This window comes from Comamonas aquatilis (genome assembly GCF_965139575.1).
Classification (GTDB): Bacteria; Pseudomonadota; Gammaproteobacteria; order Burkholderiales; family Burkholderiaceae_C; genus Comamonas; species Comamonas aquatilis.
This window is the reverse complement of sequence record NZ_CBCSIW010000001.1, coordinates 368,128-386,512: the sequence shown is the minus strand read 5'-3', so window position 1 is coordinate 386,512 and position 18,385 is coordinate 368,128. Positions and strand designations below refer to the sequence as shown.

Here is an 18,385-nt window from a genome sequence, read left to right as displayed (position 1 = left end):
AGCGCCAAGGTCTTGAACTTCGATTCTTCGCTATCTCCGTTATGAGCAATACCCGTTTTCTGACCGGCATCACCCCCAGCGGAACGCCTCATCTGGGCAATTACGCAGGCATGATGCGCCCCGCCATCGATGCCAGCCGCGCCAAGAATGTGGAGAACTTCTACTTTCTGGCCGACTACCACGCCCTCATCAAATGCCAGGATCCCGAGCGCATCCAGCGCTCCACCATCGAGATCGCCGCCAGCTGGCTGGCTGCGGGTCTGGATCCAGAGCATGTGACCTTCTACCGCCAGTCCGATATTCCCGAGATTCCCGAGCTGACCTGGTTTCTCACCTGCGTGACCGGCAAGGGCCTGCTCAACCGCGCCCACGCTTATAAGGCATCGGTGGACAAGAACCATGCAGCTGGCGTAGATGCCGATGACGGCGTGACCGCAGGCCTGTTCATGTATCCCGTGCTCATGGGTGCCGACATCCTGGCCTTCAACGCCCACAAGGTTCCCGTGGGCCGCGATCAGGTCCAGCATCTGGAGATGGCGCGCGACATGGCTTCGAGCTTCAACCATATCTATGGCGGCGAATATTTCGCTCTGCCCGAAGCCGTGGTGGAAGAAAGCGTGGCCACGCTGCCGGGTCTGGACGGCCGCAAGATGAGCAAGAGCTACAACAACACCATTCCGTTGTTTGCTCCGCGCGAACAATTGAAAAAGCTTATCAACAGCATCACCACCGATTCGCGGGCTCCTGGCGAAGTCAAGGAAACCGAAGGCTCGGCCCTGTTCCAGATCTACCAGGCCTTTGCCAGTGCCGAGGAAACCGAAGCCCTGCGCCAGCAATATGCGGCGGGCATCGCCTGGGGTGACGCCAAACAGATGCTGTTCGAGCGCATAGACCGCGAAATCGCCCCCATGCGCGAGCGCTACGAATACCTGATCGCCCACCCGGCCGAGCTGGAAGCGATTTTGCAGGCCGGAGCCGTCAAGGCCCGCAAGCTGGCAACGCCGCTGTTGGCCGAGTTGCGTTCTGCCGTGGGTCTGCGCAATCTGGCCGCCACCGTCAAGAAAGCGGCCAAGGCCGGCAAAGCTGCTCTGCCCCAGTTCAAGCAGTACCGCGAATCGGATGGTCAGTTCTACTTCAAGCTGGTGGCAGCCGACGGCAAGTTGCTGCTGCAAAGCCAAGGTTTCGCCGCGCCCAAGGAAGCCGGCCAGAGCATTGCACAGCTGCAGCGCGAAGGTGCACAGGCTTTGAACGCTCTGCAAAGCCGGCTGCAAATAGTGGACGGCGTGGAAACCGATCAAGTGCTGCAAGCATTGGAGCAACTGCGCGAAGCCGCAGAACAGTAAACTTCTGTCAAAAGAGGGCTGCCCGGCTGCTTAATCCACAAGCATCAGGCAGTATGGATTCATTCCTTTATACGAAAGGAACGGCATATGCGTATCGCTGCTTTGGATGACGATCCCCTGCAACTGGAAATGTTTCGCCAGGTCTGTGCCGAGGCCGGACACAACTGCCACACCTATCTCAAAGGTGCGGCGCTGCAGCAAGACATGCGCCGCGAGAGCTTTGACCTGCTGATCGTGGACTGGCAGTTGCCGGACATGGAAGGCACGGACATCGTGCGCTGGACCCGCAATCACATCAGCAAGGATCTGCCCATTCTCTTTGTCACCCACCGCAGCGAAGAAGCCGACATTGTCGAAGGCCTGAGCTGTGGGGCCGACGACTTCATGATCAAGCCCGTGCGCGTTGCCGAGCTGCGAGCCCGCATGGCCGCCCTGCTGCGCCGCGCCTACCCCGTGCCAGCGCAAAGCGTGCTGGCCTTCGGCCCCTACCATTTCATCACGGCAACCAACGGCATCGAAATCGACGGCCAACCCGTGGAAATCACTCACCGCGAATACACGCTGGCACTGACCCTCTTTCAGAATCTGGGACGGCTGCTCTCACGCGACCATTTGCGCGAAGTCGTCTGGGGCCATAGCGCCGAAGTGCAATCTCGCTCGCTGGACACCCATGTCTCGCGCCTGCGCAACATCCTTAATCTGCGCGCCGGTCAACCCTATGCCATCTCAGCCGTTTATGGATATGGCTACCGGCTGGATGCTCCCGAGTCTGCAGCGCAGGCCCCAGAGCCTGCACATTAACTCTTGCCTCCAACGCCCATGCTCCCGAATCCGCTGCCCCCCATCTCCAACTCCCGCTCCATCGAGCCGGGAACTGTCGGATGGCGCACGGTCTGGGCCGTATGGGGCCTGGCCGGCTTAAGCCTCCCGGGAGTGGCGTTGGCTCAGATCACGCCCATGCCCCGAGGCGGTGATGTCATCGCCCACAAGGTGGTCACCGGCGATACGCTGGAACAGCTTGCCGCCCAGTATCTGGGCGACCACAAGCGCTGGTCGGCGCTACAAACCCATAATCGCGTCAGTGACCCTCACCGCCTGCTTCCAGGCTCGGTACTGGAAATTCCCATCCGCCTCATGCACATGGCTTCCGCGTCCGTGGAATTCGTGCGCGGCGATGTGCGTTCAGCGCGCTCGTTGAGCCACCTGGGAGAAAGCGGCGATGGGTCTGGTGCGCAAGACCTTGGCCCGGCACAAGCCGTACAAAAAGGCCAGTCGCTGCAGGAAGGCGAGCTGCTCAAAATCGCACCCGATGCCTTTGTCTCGGTCCGCCTGGCGGATGGTTCTCTGGTACGCGTGCAATCCGAATCCGAAGTGCAGCTGCGTCAGATGCGCCGCAAAGGCCGTGCCGGCAATCTGCAATCGGTGCTGGATCTGCGCGAAGGCGGCCTGGAAATTTCGGTACCCAAACTCGCCAATGGCGAGCGCCGCTTTGAAGTGCGCACCCCTGCCGCCTCCACTAGCGTGCGCGGTACGCAGTTTCTGGTGCAGAACAATTCGCAAGGCGGCACCACGGCCTCAGTCGATGAAGGCTCGGTCGCCGTTCAGTCAGGCCAGCCTTCCACCTTGCTGCACCCCGGTCAAGGTGTTGCCGTCAACGAGAAAGGCCAGTTGGGCCAAATCACCAGCATGTTGCCAGCCCCCGACATCAGCAACTGGCCCACCTTGGCTGAAGACGCCAACTGGGTCAGCCTGCCCCTGCCGGTGCAGGCGGGTGCCGTGCGCTATCAGGTGCAACTGGCCAAAGACAAGAGCTTGACCGAAGTGCTGCGCAGCGCCCAATTCACCCAATCGCCGCTACGCCTGACGGGCGTGGAAGATGGCGACTATGTGATCGCCATCCGTGGACTGGATGCCAGCGGAATTCCTGGCGCACGCAGCCTGCATGCGCTGCGCGTCAAGGCCCATCCCATGCCACCGCTGTATGAAGCGCCAGCCCAGGACGGCACGGTAGGCAAGGGCCAAGGCGGTCTGCAGTGCACCCAGGTGACAGAAGCCTCCGGCTACCGGATTCAGGTCGCGGCCGCAGGCTCCGACTTCTCGGCTCCCGTGCTCGATGCCAAGGACCTCAAGGACTGTGTATTGCCAGCCCAGGCTTTGGCCGTGCTGCCCGTGGGTTCGTATCAGTGGCGCGCGGCCAGCATTCGCACCCTGAGCAGCGGTCAGGCCGATCAAGGCCCGTTTGCTGCAGCGCAGAACATGAAGCTGGCCCAAGCCCCTCAGCTGCCAGATCTGAAAATGGGCGGCAGCGCCGGAGAAGGCAGCCGCAATATCCGCTGGGCTGGTGAAGAAGGGCAGCGCTACCACTTGGTCGTCGCGACGGAACCCAGCTTTGCCGTGCCGCTGATAGACACCTGGATCGATCAGCCCCAGTGGAGCACCGAAGCCCTGCCTGCGGGCAGCTACTACCTGCAGATGCAGGTGCAGGACAGCAACGGCCTGCGCAGCAATTTCACCAGCGCCAGCCAATTTCGGACCGGCAACTGGGTCACCGGAGGCAACGGCCAGATGCTGACCACCGGAGACGGCTCACGCTTGAGCCGCCAGTAGACAGCAAATGCATAGCTGCTTGCGCTTGATTTCATTGGGCCTCAGATATGTTTGATGCCAAGACCCAGCAAATGATGGTGCCTTCTACTATCAAATTTGTGGTGCATCCGCCATTCCTGCATGGCTGAACGCCTGACCTCTTCGCCTGCCAGCCCGCTGCAGCGACGCCACCAGAATCTGCGCCGTGACTGGCTGCTGCTCAGCGTTTTTCTGCTCTCCCTGGTGTACTGGCTCAGCGGCCCCGGGCAGCTGGACCGCATCAACGGACTGATTCAGGACACTTCTTCCTGGCTGCACCAGCGTCCCGCATCGCCAGACATCGTCATTGTGGCCATTGACGACGACAGCGTGGACACCATAGGCCGCTGGCCCTGGCGCCGCGCCCTGCACGCGGCGCTGCTGGAGCGCATTGCCCTAGGCAAACCCCGCGCCATCGGCCTGGACGTGGTGTTCAGCGAAGAAGATCAGGATTACCCCGGAGATGATCTGCTGCTGCAGCAAGCAATCCAGCAAAGCAGCAAGGTAGTGCTGCCCGTCACCCGCAGCGGTCAGGGTCAGGCCATGCCGCCGCTGCAAAGCTTTTCCCGCACGGCTGCAGCACTGGGACACACCCAGCTGCCCGTGGATGACGACGGCGTGGTGCGACGCTTTTTCACCCAGGAAGGCGATGCCTCACAGCAGTGGTGGCATATGGCTTTGAGTCTGCACTGCATGGGCGAAACCGGCCGCGCCTGCACCAATCCGACGCTCGCGGCAGCCGCCTCGCCCACGCAAACAGGCTCTGGCTGGTATCGCCAGAATGCGCAGGTCATCACCTTTGGCAGTGCAGCTTCAGACCGCCAGCAGCATTCCCCCTTTGTCACTTACTCCTATATCGATGTGTTGCGTGGCGACATTCCCCCCGCCACCTTTCGCGGCAAATATGTGCTGATCGGCGCTACGGCGGCCGGGCTGGGCGAGAAGTTCACTGCCCCGCTAGGCATGGATGCGCGCCTGGTCTCGAACGTGGAGATGCTCGGCCACATACTCAGCGGCGTGCTGCAAGGCACCCATCTGGAACCCGCCACGCCCACACTCGACCGCCTGCTCAACCTGCTGCCCGTGCTGCTGGGCTTGCTGGCTCTGGCGTGGGTGGGCCCATCCGGCGGCCTGATTGCCTGCCTGGGCCTGGCCGTCTGGAGTCTGCTGGTTGCGGGACTGGCGCCACGCTGGGCGCAGGTGCAAACCGCTCCGGCTGCTGCCCTGCTAGGCCTGGCACTGGCCTACCCGCTGTGGAGCTGGCTGCGCCTTCGCGCCGCCGCCAGATTTCTGGCCATGGAGTTGCATGATCTGCAGGGCCAGGGCCTACCGGTGGCCACCTCCACTGCTTTCACCCGCGATGTGCTGGATCAGCGCATTGCAGCGGTGGAACAGGCCTCGCGCCAGTTGCGTGCACTGCACCACTTTGTGAGCGAAAGCCTGCGCCAACTGCCTTCGGCCACTTTTGTCTGTGATGCCAATGGCTCGCTGCTGCTGGCCAATGCCGCCGCACATGTCTATGCCCAAAGCCTGGGGGTTGTGCTGCAGCCCGGCGAAGATGTGATTGCACTGCTGTCCAATCTGCGCTCCAGCGGGGACGACGACAGCCGTCACGCAAGCGCACTGCTCACCCGCGATGCCCTGCAACACAAGCAACTGCCCAAGCATGTGGAAGGCAAGGATGCACAAGGACGCCATCTGATGCTGCTCGCCCAGGCTTTTGAGACGGCAGCCACCTCCGGCTGGTTGATCACTCTGGTCGATATCAGCGATCTGCGCAGTGCCCAGGCCCAGCGCGACCAGGCCATGCAGTTCATCTCGCACGATATACGCGCGCCCATAGGCTCCATCATCACCTTGCTGGAAATGCAGCGCTCTTTGCCCGATGCCTCGGCCAGCACCGACCTGCTGCCGCGCATAGAAAACTATGCCCACGCATCGCTGCAACTGGCCGATGATTTTGTGCACCTCGCTCGCGCCCAACAGCAAAGTTACCGCCAAGAAGCTTTGGATCTGAGTCTGCTCGCCGATCAGGCAGTTTCGGACTGCTGGACTCAGGCCCGCCAGCACAAAGTCAATTTGCAGTTTTCCCTGCCCGAAACCGAAGCCATGGTCCAAGGCGATCCTGGCCTGCTGCAGCGTGCCATTACTAATTTGCTCACCAACGCCATCAAATACGGCCAAGCCGACAACGCAAACACCACGGCCGTCGTGGAATGCAGCATCGTGCAGCAGGACAGCTGCTGGGGTTTTGCCGTGCGCGATCACGGCCCCGGCATGGATGCTGAATCGCTGGCCCGTCTGAGCCGCCCATTCGAGCGCCTGGAACAGCATCAGCGCATGAGCGGCGTGGGCCTGGGTCTGGCCTTTGTGCGCACAGTGGCCACGCGCCACAACGGCCAGTTGAAAATTATCAGCGCGCCAGGTGAAGGCAGCACCCTCACCTTGCTCATCCCCAAGGCCTGAACTTCTCTCACGGCAAAACGGAAAACTGCAAACGAAAAAGCCTCAGAACTTTTCAGTTCTGAGGCTTGTCGTTTTGGTGCGGCTGGCAGGAATCGAACCCACGACCCCTTGGTTCGTAGCCAAGTACTCTATCCAGCTGAGCTACAGCCGCAATACGATGTATTCTAACAGCAGGAAATGCGCCCTCAGATCGAACTGGGCACTTTTTTCCAGAACGGCGGAAAAAAGTCTGCCAGCCATGTCTTCGCATCCAACGGACAAGCGACTAGAGCCGGTCGCTGTGCTCCATCACTGCACAGCTTGTGCCACAGAACCGTCATCGCCATGACATGCGCGATTTCTAGCATTGCGGACTTTCAACAGTACATCGCTTCCCAATGCAAAGGACTCCATGCCGCACATGCGTTTGATCAAGGCACTGACCCTCGCTTGCCTGACTGCCATCGCTCTGACCGCCTGCGGCGGCAACGATGACGAACAACCCGTCGCGCCCCCCACCAATCCTTCCGAACCGGCCAAGCCGGAGTTGCGCTGCGCCCCCTGAACGCCCACGCATTTTCAATCTTCACGACCACCTCATGATCTCGCGCCGCAACTTACTGCAGGCCGGCAAGAATGCCGCCTTTTCCGCCGCTGCCATGGCAGCCTTTCCACCCAGTATTCGCCGCGCTTTGGCCATTCCCGCCAACAACGTCACCGGCACCATCATGGATGTGCAGCATGTGGTGATCCTGATGCAGGAAAACCGCTCGTTCGACCACTACTTCGGCACACTCAAAGGCGTGCGCGGTTTTGGCGACAGATTGACCATCCCCATGCCCAACGGCCGCAAAGTCTGGCAGCAGGAGCGCAGCAACGGCACGGTCATCACACCCTACCACCTGGACGGAACGGCCAACAATGCGCAGCGCGTATCCGGCACGCCTCACTCGTGGGTAGACAGCCAACAGGCCTGGGACAATGGTCGCATGTCACGCTGGCCGGTAGCCAAGACCGATACTTCGATGGGCTACTTCAAGGAGCAGGAGATTCCCTACCAGTTTGCGCTGGCCAATGCCTTCACCATCTGCGATGCCTATCACTGCGCCATGCACACCGGCACCGATGCGAATCGTTCGTTCCACATGACAGGCACCAACGGCGCAATGCCGCAAAGCGTGGCCTTTGTGAACAACGAATGGGATGCGATCAACGGCGTGCCCAGTGATGCCAACATCGGCTATACATGGAAGACCTACGCGGAACGCCTGGAGGAAGCCAAGGTCAGCTGGATCAGCTACCAGAACATGCCGGACGAATGGGGCGACAACATGCTGGGCGCGTTCCAGACGTTCCGGCGCGCCAATCTGGCATCGGGTTTCCCGGTCTCCAGCGGCGGCGCGCCGGGCTCGCCATACTCGAACACCGGACAGGCGCTGCCATATCGCGCCTACGATGCCGCTACCGACAACGCGGCCAACCCTTTGTACAAAGGCGTGGCCAACACGCTGCCTGGCAACAAGCCCGAAGAATACCTCGATGCCTTCAAGCGCGATATTCGCGAAGGCAAGCTGCCACAAGTGTCTTGGGTCAACGCACCGTCGATCTACTGCGAACATCCCGGGCCTTCGAGCCCGGTTCAAGGCGCCTGGTTTCTGCAGGAAGTCATGGATGCATTGACGGCCAATCCCGATGTCTGGAGCAAAACCGTCCTGCTGATCAACTTTGATGAAAACGACGGCTACTTCGACCACGTTCCGTCGCCATCGGCACCATCACAGAATCCCGACAAGACCTATGCGGGCAAGACCACGCTGGCCGAAGCGGACCTGCAAGCCGAGTACTTCACCCATGGCGCACCGGCAGGCAGTCGCAGCCAGCCAGCTGCGGACGGCCGTGTCTATGGCCCCGGGCCGCGTGTTCCGCTCTACGTCATCTCGCCATGGAGCCGCGGCGGCTGGGTCAACTCGCAAGTGTTCGACCACACTTCGGTACTGCGCTTTCTCGAGGCCCGCTTTGGCGTGAGCGAACCGAATATCAGCCCCTTCCGTCGTGCGGTATGCGGCGATCTGAGCAGCGCTTTCAACTTCAAGACGCCGAACAACGAAACCTTGCCCACACTGGGCGGACGCTCCACGCGCGATGCCGCAGACAAGCTGCGTGCCGATCAGCAAAAGCTGCCAGCCGTGCCCGTGCCGCGCGACATGCAGCAACCGCTGCAGGCCGCCGGCACACGTCCGTCGCGCGCCCTGCCCTACGAGTTGCATGCCAGTGCACGCTGCCAGGCCAGCGGCCAGGTGGAGTTGCTGTTTGCGAACACCGGTGCACAGGCTGCCGTCTTCCATGTCTACGACCGCCAGAAACTCGACCGCAATCCGCGCCGCTATATGGTGGAAGCAGGCAAGACGCTGTCCGACACCTGGGATGCCGCGCGCGACAACTTCGGCAAGTACGACCTCTGGGTGCTGGGCCCCAACGGCTTTCATCGCCACTTCAAGGGCGACTTGAACCGCCTCGCCGGCACACAGGCGGCGCCTGAGATTCGCGTCTGCTATGACATCACCAACGGCAATGTTTACCTTGATCTGATGAACAAGAGCGGCCAGCCGTCCGTGTTCACCATAACGCCCATGGCCTATCGCACGGATGGCCCGTGGACGGTGAATGTTGCCGCCGGCGCCAGCGCCGAGCAGCACTGGGAGCTGGAGAGCTACGGACACTGGTATGACTTTGCCGTGACCTGCAACAGCGATGCGTCCTACTACCGACGCTTTGCGGGCCGCGTGGAAACCGGCAAACACACGGTCAGCGATCCCGCAATGGGCGAGGTGTAGAAGATCGCACGCTGATCTCTGATCGCATCCTTGCGGCGCAGTCCTCGGTCCTCCGAGCCAGCGCCGCAATGGGTTCGCGACGTTGGCAAATCGGCGCATGCCATGACTGCCCCCGCCCCGGTGCACAGCCGGCGCAGAGGCTGTCTGCAATCTCATGAAGGAGGAGACGATGCCTGTGATGACGCAGATACCGTCAACCGACGACCTACAGACAGGCGAACGGCAGCCTATTGGACAAGGATAGAAAACTCCGCCTCTTGCCTACGACACGACTACACCAAGTAGAAAAGCAAAAAGCCTGCTACGTTTAAATAGCAGGCTTTCCTATATGTCTTGGTAGGGCGTGGCGGACTTGAACCGACGACCAAGGGATTATGAGTCCCCTGCTCTAACCAACTGAGCTAACGCCCCAACACCCGCCACAACCGATGGCTGTAACCGGAAAAACCTCGCTATTGTATGGCCTAACGAGGCTAGCGCTTGTGACTGAGCGCATTGCTCACAAGTTTCGATGTGATATCGACAATCTGGATCATCTTGTCGTAATGCATGCGTGTTGGGCCGATCACGCCCAAGGTGCCAACCACCTTGCCATCGAGCTCATAGGGAGCACTCACTATTGAGAGCTCTTCAAACGGCACAGTCTGGCTTTCGCCGCCTATGTAAATGCGCACGCCCTCGGCCTGATTGGAAAAGTCCAGCAGGCGCAGAATCTGGGTTTTCTGTTCAAACAGGTCAAATGCTCGGCGCAAATTGCCCATGTCACTGGAAAAATCGCTGACAGACAGCAGATTGCGCTCGCCTGCAATGACTACGTCTTCCTGATCATTGGCACTCATCACCTCGGCGCTCACATCCACCGCAGCCTGCATGAGGGTGGCAACCTCTCCACGCAACTGTTCCACCTCGCTCTGAATGCGCGAACGCACATCTTCCATGGCAAGGCCGGCATAGTGGCGATTGAGGAAGTTGGCCGCCTCAATCAGCTGCGAAGCGCTGTAGTCCACATCGGTGAAGATGACACGGTTTTGCACATCGCCTTCGGGTGAGACGATGATGACGAGAAAACGCCGCTCGGACAGGCGCACAAACTCGATGTGCTTAAACACCGAGCTGCGACGCGGCACCATCACTACGCCCACAAACTGGGAGAGGCTGGACAGCAGATTGGCCGCATTGGCAATCACTTTTTGCGGTTGCTCTGGCATCAGCTCAGGCGTCACAATCCCTGAACGGTCCGCTGTCAACATGGTGTCCACGAACAGACGATAACCTCTGGCCGTGGGAACACGGCCGGCCGAGGTGTGGGGACTGATGATCAGTCCCAACTCTTCCAGGTCCGCCATCACGTTGCGTATGGTGGCAGGCGACAATTCAAGGCCAGAGGCCCGAGAAAGGGTGCGCGACCCCACCGGTTGACCGTCGGCGATATAACGCTCGATCAGCGCTTTGAGCAATAACTTGGCACGTTCTTCGAGCATGCTTTGATTTTAATGATGTAATTTCCCAAATGACATCCACGTTTCGCCATGTTGCCTTGATCGGCAAGTACCACGCACCCAGTGCCGGTGCACCATCCGAAAGTGCCAGCCATGCACTGGGCCGGATTGCCACGTATTTACGCAGTCTCGGTTGTGACGTCATTCTGGATACACAGTCTGCCATTCATGCGAGCCTGACCGATTTTCCCTGCATGGATGTCGACGGACTGGGCCAGCATTGCGATCTGGGTCTTGTCGTGGGCGGCGACGGCACCATGCTCGGTGCCGGCCGTCATCTTGCCAAATACGGTACTCCGCTGATCGGCATCAATGGTGGCCGCCTGGGTTTTGTGACCGATATTGCCCTGGAAGACTTTGAATCCACCATCACGCCCATGCTGCAAGGCGAGTATGAGGAAGACGAACGGCCGCTGATGCAGGCCAGGGTCATGCGCGATGACCAATGCGTGTTTGAAGCCCTGGCCATGAACGATGTCGTGGTCAACCGCGGGTCGACCTCCGGCATGGTCGAGTTGCGGGTCGAAGTGGGCGGCAAGTTCGTTTCGAACCAGCGTGCCGACGGCTTGATCGTCGCCACTCCCACCGGTTCCACCGCCTATGCGCTCTCGGCTGGCGGTCCCATGCTGCATCCATCGATTCCGGCTTGGGTCATGGTGCCGATTGCGCCTCACAACCTTTCGAACCGCCCGATTGTTCTTTCGGACTCGCAAGAAGTGACGATTGAAGTCGTTGCCGGGCGCGATATCAGCGCCAATTTCGATATGCAGTCGCTGGCCTCCTTACAGCACGGCGATCGCATCCTGGTCAAGCGCGCCGACCACAGCGTGCGCTTTCTGCATCCCAAGGACTGGAGCTATTTCGACACCTTGCGCAAAAAATTGGGCTGGAATGAGGGAGGCGCCTGAATGGCTTTGAAGCGCATTGTTCTGCGTGATTTTGTGATCGTCCAGACACTGGATCTGGACTGGCAAAGCGGCTTTACCGTATTGACCGGCGAAACCGGTGCCGGCAAATCGATTCTGATTGACGCGCTGCAACTGGTGCTGGGAGCCCGGGCTGATGCCGATGTGGTCCGCGAGGGCTGCAGTCTTGCCGATATCTGTGCGGAATTTGACAGTCCACCCCGGCTGGTGCCATGGCTTGAGGAAGCCGGCTTTGCCGCTGAAGACGCACTGCTGCTGCGTCGAACCATAGACAACCAGGGGCGCAGCCGCGCCTGGATCAACGGCACGCCCGCCACGGCCACGCAGCTGCGCCATCTGGGCGAGCAGTTGCTGGACATTCATGGCCAGCACGCCTGGCAAAGCCTGACACGTCCCGATGCGGCACGCGCCATGCTGGACACCTACGGCAGCATCAGCACGGCAGAGCTCAAGCGGCTGTGGCAGGCCTGGCGCGAGACCCTGCAAGCCTTGGAGCAAGCTGTTTCGGCTCAAGACAACCTGCAGCGCGAACGCGAGCGCCTGCAGTGGCAGATATCGGAGCTGGACAAGCTCTCGCCCCAAGCCGACGAATGGGATGAGCTCAATGCCCAGCACACCCGCCTGTCGCACGCACAGACGCTGATGGATACGGCGCAAGCGGGCTTGCAGATGCTGGAAGATGACGAAGCCGGCGCCGCGACCCCATTGAACCGGGCCCATCATCTGCTACAGGGCCAGGAGCACCTGGAGCCCGAATTTCAAAGCATTGCCGATGTGTTGAGCTCTTGCGTCGCTCAGCTGCAAGACGCGCGCCATTCTCTGCAAACCTATTTGCGCCGCGCCGACCTGGACCCCGAGCTGCTGGCCGATCTCGATCAGCGCCTGTCGATGTGGATGCAGCTGGCGCGCCGCTACAAGCGCACTCCTGAAGAATTGCCGGCTCTGCTGGAAAGCTGGAGGCAGGAGCTACGCCAGCTCGATGCAGCCGTCGATGTGGAGGGCTTGCGCTCCAGCGAGCAAGCGGCCCACCAGCAGTATCTGAACCTTGCGCGCACCATTTCTCAGCAGCGGGCCCTTGCCGCGCCGCGCCTGTCGCGCGCCATCACCCAATCCATGCAGAGTCTGGGCATGAAAGGCGGGCTGTTTGAAGTCCAGCTGGACACGGCCGAATCCGCCACCCCGGCAGGCACGGACAGCGTCACCTTTCTGGTGGCCGGTCACCCGGGAGCCACGCCCAAGCCGATTGCCAAGGTCGCCTCGGGCGGCGAGCTGTCACGTATTTCCCTGGCCATTGCGGTCACCACCAGCGAACTAGGCGAAGCGGCCACCTTGATATTTGACGAAGTGGATTCCGGCGTGGGCGGAGCGGTCGCGGAAACCGTGGGCCGCCTCATGCACTCGCTGGGCCATTCGCGCCAGGTGCTGGCCGTCACCCATTTGCCGCAGGTTGCAGCCTATGCGGATCAGCACTATCTGGTGGCCAAAAAGCCCAAGAACAACACCACCATCAGCAGCGTGGCACCTTTGTCTGGCGCAGACAGAGAAAGCGAGCTGGCACGCATGCTGGGAGGCGAGCTGATTTCCGATGCAACCATGGCCCATGCTCGAGAAATGCTGGCCGTGGCAAGATTGGCCCAGGCACCGGCTGCGAGCGCCAAAGTCGCCAAGACCGCAGCCTCTCATGTGGCGCGTAAAGCATCTAGCAAGGTCAAGGGAGATTGATTCATGTCTTTGGAGATTGTTCTGATCAGCGGCATGTCCGGATCGGGAAAATCCGTGGCCCTGCACGCTCTGGAGGATGCCGGCTATTACTGCGTGGACAACCTTCCGCCCGAGCTGCTCCAATCGTTTGTGGAGCTCAAGCACCACAGCAACAAGGTGGCCGTTGCCATTGATGCCCGCAGTGCCCAAGGCCTGCCGCAGTTGCCGGCGCAGCTGGAGCGCTTGCAGCAGCAGGGGCTGGTGCCGCACCTGATTTTTCTCGATGCCTCCACCAGCACGCTGGTGCGCCGCTTCTCGGAAACTCGCCGCAAGCACCCTTTGTCGCAGGACAGGATTGCAGACGAGCATTTGGCACTCGAGCAAGGCATAGAAAAAGAACGCGAGCTGCTGGCCGAGCTGCGTGACAAATCCATGGTGCTGGATACCAGCGATCTCAAATCAGCCCAGTTGCAAAGCTATGTCAAACAGGTCATTGCCGTCCCCATGGGGCAGATGACGCTGGTATTTCAATCCTTTGGCTTCAAGCACGGCCTGCCCACAGACTCTGACTATGTGTTCGACGTGCGCATGCTGCCCAATCCCCACTACGAGCAAGAGCTGCGCCCCTTGACCGGACTGGACAAGCCGGTGGCTGACTATCTGCACGGCCAACAGCAAGTGCGGCAGATGCAGCAGGACATAGAGTGTTTTCTGGACCGTTGGCTGCCTTTGCTGGCGCAAGACCATCGCAGCTATGTGACTGTAGGTATTGGTTGCACGGGCGGCCAGCACCGCTCGGTGTTTATGGTGGAGGCTCTGGCCAGGCATTTCGAAAAGCGCTGGCCCACTTTGCGCAGACACCGCTGTCTGGACTTTCGTGGCAAGTTCCTGGATCTGGCGGCGCAATACCTGAGCCCCGCCCCGGCGGAAAAATAAGCGTCCGGACTCTTGCATGCCAAGCCCTGTGTCCCTGCAGCCAGCACCAGGCGGCGCCCCGCAGCTGCTGCTGCTGGAGGACGACCCGGCCATTGCTCGCACCATTTGCTATGCCTTGGAGCGCGAAGGCATTGCGGTCACGCACAGCCTGCTCCTGGCCGATGCCCGGGAGCAATGGAGCCGACAGCGCTTTGACGTCCTGCTGATGGATGTCGGTCTGCCCGATGGCAATGGCCTGGACTGGTGCCGCGAATTGCGCGCCGCAGGTTCATTTGTACCGGTGTTGGTGCTGAGCGCCCGCGGCGAAGAAATGGACAGGGTGCTGGGCCTGGAGCTGGGAGCCGACGACTATCTGTGCAAACCCTTCAGCCCACGCGAGCTGCTGGCCCGCACCCGCGCGCTGCTGCGTCGTTCAAGACAGTTTCAGCCCCAAGCGACCGTCCAGCCTACGTGCTCACTTCAAATAGATGAGCAAGGCCAGCGGGCACTGATTCATGCCACGGCGCTGGATCTGACCCGGCGCGAATATCAGCTGCTGCAATGCCTGATGGAACGCCCCGGCCGCATTCTGAGCCGTGATTTCCTGCTGGAGCAGATCTGGGGGCTGGACAGCGAAAGCACGGACCGCACGGTGGATACCCACGTCAAGACCCTGCGTGCCAAGCTGCGCGAACATCTGCCCACACAGGAAGTCATCACCACGCACCGCGGCCTGGGCTACAGCCTGAGTCTGCCTGCCTGAGCATCATGCGCCTGGGCCTGCGCCTGTTCTTTGCCTTTTTCCTGATCAATGGGCTGGCCGCCTTCTTTGTGTTGCGCGTTTTCATGGTGGAGATCAAGCCCAGCGTACGCAAGGTCACCGAAGACACGCTGGTGGAAGCGGCCTATGCCCTGGCCGCTCTGGCCAGCGAAGACATGGCCAGCGGCGATCTGCAAAACGGACAAAACAGCCACTTTGCCCGGCAGCTGCAAGGCTATAACCAACAGCCGGTGCAGGTCCGCATCTGGGATGCCAAGAAAAGCAGTCTGGACATGCGCATCACCGTGACCGACAAGCAGGGACTGGTGCTGTTTGACTCCCTGGGCAAAGACGAGGGCAGCAACTACTCGCGCTGGCGTGATGTCTATCTGACGCTGCGTGGCGAGTACGGCGCCCGCACTACGCGCGAGGTACAAGACGATGAGGGCAGCAGCGTGATGTATGTCTCCGCCCCCATTCTGGTGAACGGGCAGATTGCCGGCGTGCTCTCCACCTCCAAGCCCGCCCGCTCGGTGCAGAAAATCATCGATAGCGCGGAACGCAAGATCCTGCGCGGCGGCCTGCTGTTTGTGCTGCTTTCCGCTGCGGTAGGCTGCGGTGTGACCTGGTGGTTTGTGGTTCACGTTCGGCGCCTGCGCAGCTATGCGCAGCAGGTGCAGGCTCCCACGCTCAATGAAGCCGCACACAACGCCCTGCCGACAACACCGGCCGCCGTGCCGTCCATGCCTGGTGAGCTGGGCGATCTGGCCCAGGCCATGGACAATATGCGCAAGCGCCTGGAAGGCCGGGACTATATAGAAGGCTATGTGCGCGCCCTCACGCACGAACTCAAAAGCCCGGTCGCAGCCATTCGCGGAGCCGGTGAATTGCTGCTGGAAGAGCTTCCCGCCCAGGATAGAGAGATGTTTGCCCAACAGGTACTGGACCAGTGCCAGCGCCTGCAAAACCTGGTCGATCAGCTGCTGCAACTGAGTCGCCTGGAGCAACGCCAGCAGCTGCATGCGCAAAGCCGCTGCAGCCTGAAAGCCTGCGCCAGGCAAGCCATGGATCAAATGGCCAGCAGCGCCAGTCAGCGCGGCATCACCATGGTGCATGAGGGCGAAGACAGCCACGGCCCGTGGGAGCAAGGCCTGCTGGTGCTGGCCATCAGCAACCTGCTGCAAAACGCCATGGATTTCGCTCCCGCGCAAAGTCAGATCCTCATACGGCTTGCGCCATCGGCCCTCAGCATCAATGACCAGGGGCCTGGCGTTTCACCCCAGTTGTTGAGCCGTCTGGGCGAACGGTTTTTCACCACGCCCCGCCCCGATGGCGAGCGCAGCGGTACCGGCCTGGGTCTGTCCATCGTGCTGCGCATCATGCATTTGCATGGCGGCAGCATGCAGATCCGCAACACCTCGCCCGGTCTGTCCGTCACGCTGATTTTTCCCAGCGGCAAGCTCGTGCACTGAAGTTTTCCGGCGCTTTTGCGACCCACTTCACACAGACTTCACACACTTCTTACCCGGCTCACAGTCGCCTTGGAAACTGCTCCCGAAATCATCCACCGGGAGCTTTGATGAAGAACCGTTTGCTGCTCAAGACAGCTTCTTTGCTGATAGTGCTGGCCCTGCTCATGACAGGCCTTTCCATGATCCAGGATGTGGTTCAAGACCGAATCCGCAACCGGGACTATGCCGTCCAGAGCGTGGTCGCCAGTCTGGCGGGATCGCAAACCCTGATCGGTCCTACGCTGGTGCAGAACTGCACCGAGACCACCAGCACCAGCAATGGGAAAAAAGTGGAATACACCACGCGCGAATTCCAGCGCCTGCTGCTGCCCGACGATCTGCGCCACGATGCCAGCGCCCATATGGAAGAGCGCTCACGCGGGCTGCACCATGTCAACGCCTATGTGCTGCATGACCAGGTCAGCGCCAGCTTCAGCAATGCCGCTCAGTACCTGGAATCACCCAAGCCCAGCGAGCCCCATGCCGTCGTGCGCTGCCAGGAAGTCAACCTGGCCTTCGCACTTTCCGACCCGCGCGGCATCCGCAGCGCCAGCATAGAGGCCAACGGCAAGGATTTGTCGGTGGAGTCCGGCACCCCGCTGAACCGCTATAGCAAGGGCATTCAGGCGCAGGTGATGCCTGCCATGCTCAAGAAAGGCGAGCCGCTCAATGTGAGCATGAAGCTGCAACTGGTGGGCACGGAGAATCTGGCTTTCACCCCCATCGCCACCGAAAGCAAGGTCACGCTCACTGCCGACTGGCCTCACCCCTCGTTTGGCGGCAGTTTCTTGCCCACCCGCCGTGAAATAACGGATAGCGGTTTTACCGCCAGCTGGGAACTGTCCTCGCTGGCATCTTCCGCACGCCAGGCATTCACCCGCCAGCAAAACCTATGCAGCGGCAGCTACCGCAGCGAGGGCATGACCTACACCTCAGCCGAAGCGGCCCGTGACAACAGCGGGCCCTGTCTTGAATCCATGAGCACGGAGTTTGTGAACCCCGTCAACGTCTACTCCCTCAGCGAGCGCGCCACCAAATACGGTATTTTGTTTGTGGTGCTGACCTTTGTGGCCGTGGGTCTGTTCGAGGTCATGAAGCAGTTGCGCGTTCACCCCGTGCAGTACCTGCTGGTGGGCTCGGCGCTGTGCAGCTTCTTCCTGCTGCTGATCAGCCTGTCCGAACACCTGGGCTTTGCCACCTCCTATGTGATTGCAGCCAGCGCCTGCGTGGCACTGCTGGCGTTCTACGCCAGCCATATTCTGGGCAGCGTCAAACGCGGACTGCCGTTTGCGCTGGCCATCTCCACGCTCTACGCTTTGTTGTATGTGCTGCTGCAACTGGAGCAGACCGCGCTGGTCGTGGGATCGATTGCCCTGTTTGCCGTACTGGCTCTGGTCATGATCTTTACCCGCCACGTGGACTGGTATGCCTTCGGCCGCAATGGTTCAGACAGCGATGCGCCAGCCCGCGCATCGAATGAAAGTCAGACCGCCGGCCAGGACTACACACCCGAGGAGCAGGCATGAGCACCCCATCACTGCAAACCGCCCATGTTCAGGCCGTGCTGACCGTCTCTGCCCAGCACCTGCTCGGCCCTGACAGCCAGCAAAGCATTGCCCAATACCTTCAGCTCTGGCAGGCGGCTCAGGCCAGCGGCAACCGCCAAGCCCAGCAAAGCATCAGGCAACAAGTGGTCAGTGCCGGCCGGCAGATACAAGCCAGGCGCTGCAGCCCTCAGGCCCGAGCACTTTGGCTGGCGCTGCTGCAGCTGAGATGCTCCATGGTCATGCCCCGCATGCGCTTCTAGCCGCTGCAGAAAAGAAAAA

The 18,385-nt window shown here is 60.8% G+C and carries 14 protein-coding genes and 2 tRNA genes; 13 read left to right on the top strand and 3 right to left on the bottom strand.

Translation table 11 applies throughout. The features are described 5' to 3' along the window. Positions 1–41 precede the first annotated feature (41 nt). The 4 genes from ACNAZA_RS01745 (at position 42) to ACNAZA_RS01730 (ending at position 6,434) form a co-directional block, all read left to right on the top strand. Positions 42–1,343 carry a tryptophan--tRNA ligase gene (locus ACNAZA_RS01745; protein WP_415794666.1) on the top strand — a complete coding sequence of 434 codons (1,302 nt, stop codon included), beginning with the start codon at positions 42–44 and terminating at the stop codon, positions 1,341–1,343. An 87-nt stretch (positions 1,344–1,430) separates the two neighbouring features. After that, positions 1,431–2,144: a response regulator transcription factor gene (locus ACNAZA_RS01740; protein ID WP_415794665.1), complete on the top strand. Its 714-nt coding sequence runs from the start codon at positions 1,431–1,433 to the stop codon at positions 2,142–2,144. Between the two features lie 18 nt (positions 2,145–2,162). Beyond that, the gene (locus tag ACNAZA_RS01735) at positions 2,163–3,950 is read left to right on the top strand and encodes a FecR family protein (protein WP_415794664.1); all 1,788 of its coding nucleotides are present in this window, start codon (positions 2,163–2,165) and stop codon (positions 3,948–3,950) included. Positions 3,951–4,070: 120 nt separating this feature from the next. Further along, complete coding sequence (locus tag ACNAZA_RS01730) at positions 4,071–6,434, top strand: CHASE2 domain-containing protein (protein WP_415794663.1); 2,364 nt, start codon at positions 4,071–4,073, stop codon at positions 6,432–6,434. A gap of 74 nt (positions 6,435–6,508) precedes the next feature. On the opposite strand, the gene ACNAZA_RS01725 is transcribed toward ACNAZA_RS01730, so the two are convergent. Next, a tRNA-Arg gene (locus tag ACNAZA_RS01725) sits at positions 6,509–6,585 on the bottom strand. A gap of 249 nt (positions 6,586–6,834) precedes the next feature. Between ACNAZA_RS01725 and ACNAZA_RS01720 the strand changes: the two genes are divergently transcribed. Both ACNAZA_RS01720 and ACNAZA_RS01715 read left to right on the top strand, forming a co-directional pair. Further along, positions 6,835–6,978: a hypothetical protein gene (locus ACNAZA_RS01720; protein ID WP_415794662.1), complete on the top strand. Its 144-nt coding sequence runs from the start codon at positions 6,835–6,837 to the stop codon at positions 6,976–6,978. Positions 6,979–7,012: 34 nt separating this feature from the next. Beyond that, positions 7,013–9,247 (top strand): phosphocholine-specific phospholipase C, encoded by a 2,235-nt coding sequence (locus ACNAZA_RS01715; protein ID WP_415794661.1) that lies wholly within the window; start codon positions 7,013–7,015, stop codon positions 9,245–9,247. A gap of 334 nt (positions 9,248–9,581) precedes the next feature. Here the strand turns inward: ACNAZA_RS01715 and ACNAZA_RS01710 are convergent. Next, a tRNA-Ile gene (locus ACNAZA_RS01710) sits at positions 9,582–9,658 on the bottom strand. A 62-nt stretch (positions 9,659–9,720) separates the two neighbouring features. Further along, a complete protein-coding gene (gene hrcA, locus ACNAZA_RS01705) occupies positions 9,721–10,728 on the bottom strand; it encodes a heat-inducible transcriptional repressor HrcA (RefSeq protein WP_415794660.1) in 1,008 nt (335 codons plus the stop codon). Positions 10,729–10,757: 29 nt separating this feature from the next. Here hrcA and ACNAZA_RS01700 point away from each other — a divergent pair, with 29 nt between their 5' ends. The 7 genes from ACNAZA_RS01700 to ACNAZA_RS01670 all read left to right on the top strand — a co-directional run bounded on the left by ACNAZA_RS01700 (position 10,758) and on the right by ACNAZA_RS01670 (position 18,366). After that, entirely contained in the window at positions 10,758–11,654 is an 897-nt protein-coding gene (locus ACNAZA_RS01700) for an NAD kinase (protein WP_415794659.1), read from the top strand. Further along, complete coding sequence (recN, locus tag ACNAZA_RS01695; RefSeq protein WP_415794658.1) at positions 11,655–13,394, top strand: DNA repair protein RecN; 1,740 nt, start codon at positions 11,655–11,657, stop codon at positions 13,392–13,394. It abuts the gene before it with no gap. 3 nt (positions 13,395–13,397) lie between these two features. Next, complete coding sequence (rapZ, locus tag ACNAZA_RS01690; RefSeq protein ID WP_415794657.1) at positions 13,398–14,309, top strand: RNase adapter RapZ; 912 nt, start codon at positions 13,398–13,400, stop codon at positions 14,307–14,309. 16 nt (positions 14,310–14,325) lie between these two features. Continuing rightward, positions 14,326–15,051 carry a two-component system response regulator CreB gene (gene creB, locus ACNAZA_RS01685; RefSeq protein WP_415794656.1) on the top strand — a complete coding sequence of 242 codons (726 nt, stop codon included), beginning with the start codon at positions 14,326–14,328 and terminating at the stop codon, positions 15,049–15,051. 5 nt (positions 15,052–15,056) lie between these two features. Beyond that, positions 15,057–16,520, top strand: a complete 1,464-nt coding sequence (creC, locus tag ACNAZA_RS01680; protein ID WP_415794655.1) for a two-component system sensor histidine kinase CreC — start codon at positions 15,057–15,059, stop codon at positions 16,518–16,520. Between the two features lie 107 nt (positions 16,521–16,627). Continuing rightward, a complete protein-coding gene (gene creD / locus ACNAZA_RS01675) occupies positions 16,628–18,085 on the top strand; it encodes a cell envelope integrity protein CreD (RefSeq protein ID WP_415794654.1) in 1,458 nt (485 codons plus the stop codon). Beyond that, positions 18,082–18,366: a hypothetical protein gene (locus ACNAZA_RS01670; RefSeq protein WP_415794653.1), complete on the top strand. Its 285-nt coding sequence runs from the start codon at positions 18,082–18,084 to the stop codon at positions 18,364–18,366. The genes creD and ACNAZA_RS01670 overlap by 4 nt, the downstream gene beginning before the upstream one ends. Positions 18,367–18,385: the final 19 nt, after the last annotated feature.